The 2,436-nt window shown below is 56.4% G+C and carries 1 protein-coding gene; it reads left to right on the top strand.

Annotation, left to right across the window (positions count from 1 at the left end; genetic code table 11):
- On the top strand, window positions 1–2,138 hold a 2,138-nt coding region (locus HU765_RS26530), incomplete at its 5' end, for a hypothetical protein (RefSeq protein ID WP_186624063.1).
- Between the last annotated feature and the right edge of the window lie 298 nt (window positions 2,139–2,436).

Here is a 2,436-nt window from a genome sequence, read left to right on the forward strand (position 1 = left end):
CGGGAGCAAAACACATCAAGGCGGTGCAGACGGTAAACGGGCAGACGTCCGCTGCAACTGACTTGCTTGAGTTCTACGTCAAGCCATCTAAACCCGCGATTCAACCGCTGCCCAATCCGGCGGCAGCTGACGAGGCGTTGACCATTACCGATGTTTTTTCAACCGGTGCCGTAACCCTGCATGTATCCAACGAGGCAGGCGCGGTGGAGGGCGTATTCACCGGTAGCGGAGCGACCCGTACCTTCACACCGACGGCAGAATGGGCGCCCGGAAGCAACACAGTCAAAGTAGTACAGACGGTCAATGCAATCGACTCCGACCCAAGTATTGAATGCACATTCTTCGTCGAGGTAGGGGAGCGACCTGACGCGCCTCGGTTCGAACAACCGATGGCAGGTGGCAGTACCCCGACACGGCCCATCATCAGGATCGCCGGCCTGCCCAATGCAACGGTAACCGTGCGGCTTGAAGCAGGCGAGACATTGCATTCGGACACTGCGGACGCTGAGGGCGTTCTGGAATTTAAAGTTGATAAGCCCTTGCATCCCGGGACGAACGCACTTCAGGTAAAACAAAAAGCTGGCGGGCCAGAGTCCGAATGGAGTGAGCCGTATCTGTTCGCAGTCAGAGCGTTGCCGAAAAAACCGGTTATTTCTGCCCCGACAGCGGACAGCCTGGTTCCCCGCAGAGTCGTAATCAGTGGTCAGGGAGAGACACGCGGGGAGATCGTTCTGTATCACGCCAAGGATCTGGCGACGCCGATTGCCACCGTCGAAGGTCGCGCGTCTTGGCGTTGGGACGAAGAAATGTGGCCGATCGGTTTCTATACTGTTCAGGTACGACAGACCGACGAGGGAGACGTTTCTGAATATTCAGAGCCGCGTACTTTTGAGGTGGTTGATGCCCTGTACGGAATCGCCGACGCCATCCCGGTGCTTGGCAATCCGGTGGTGGGATCCGGACAGAGTGTCATGTTGCGGATTCAGTTGTTTTTGGGGGACACCGGTGAGGTGGCCAACGGCGTGCAAGTGGTGTGGCGCATGAAAGGCGTATCGGATGCTCTGGCCACGACAGTCACTGGCCCTGATGGTTGGACGTCCTACGCCTATACGCCTGAGACTGTCGGAGAAAGTGTTGTCGTGGCAGACATCACCAACGCCAATGCGGGCGTCACCATGACCCAGACCTACCCGGTGACGGCCTTGTTGAAGGATGACTGGGCGGAGCAAGCCATTCTTTATCTGGACGGCAAAACCGTTGACCTGGCCAAAAGCGATCTCGTGCTGGTGGCAGGAAAACCCTACCAATTGCTATTTTCAGTCAAGCCCGCTAATGATTTGTGGGGCTCCTACCTCACTTTGCAAGACCTGTGGGGCGCGACGGAACGGGGTTTGATCTCTGATCCGGAACTGGGAACGCCACAGAAGATAGAAGCGCAGTACACGTCTTGGACCATTTCTTCGGCGCCGAATCAAAGTGGAATCTTCGGCCTGCGCCTGACCAGTCCGGTGCTGTCCGACTGGCAACTGCCGGGACGGTTGATACCCGGCGATTACGACCAGTTCGTGGATGTCGATCTCGATACGTTCCCGCAGGTTTTCTCAGGCGAAGCGGCCTATCCCTGCCTGGGTGCGACACATACGATAAGCATGCGTCCCAAACCCAACAGCCCTTTGCTTGGCCAATCCGTAAAATTGATGTTGTCCCGGGAAGGAACAGACCTCGGAGTCACCGTGAGCCCGCATTGGGATCAAACAATGGAGGAGAAGGGCGTGAGCTGGACGCTGGATTGCGCCAACAGCGGTCAAGCCGGCAACTTCGCAGTGTGGCTGGATTCGTTGATGTGGGGCTACAAATCCCCGCAAATACCGATGTCTCTGGGGCACAACAAGGTGGAGATAACTGAAAGGGACGGCCCCCGGGAGATTGCCGGGCGTTGGATATATGGCGTGCGAGTGGCGTCTGCTTTCTCCGGGCAGCCAGCAGGGGATATTCCGGTGACTGTCACTGTTTCCAGTTCGGGAGACGTGCAGCGTAGGACTCAGTCAGATGGTTGGCTGTACGTCTACTATGACGATGGCCAGGTTGTGAGTTTGACCATTCGTAACGGCTATGATGGAAGTACTATCACTGACTGACTGCGGGCTCGCTCACAGAGCAATACAATCTGCGCAGCGCTCAAGGAAAATGCTCCGTATCGAAAGATACGGAGCATTTTTCGTTATGGCCTGTGCATCGCGGCGTCATATGAATCTGAAGCACCTCAAGCGTCAGGAAGAGAAAACCGAATAAGCGTATGGCTCAATATCTGGCAGAGCTGGATGAAGCCCACATTGGATCGTACAAAACGGAGCACGCAGGTCCAGTGTAGGAGTGAGCCTGCTCGCGATAGCGGTGGGTCAGTCAGCATATCCATCGACTGGTACGACGCCATCG

Source organism: Pseudomonas sp. SWRI81, assembly GCF_014268545.1.
Lineage (GTDB): Bacteria > Pseudomonadota > Gammaproteobacteria > Pseudomonadales > Pseudomonadaceae > Aquipseudomonas > Aquipseudomonas hamedanensis.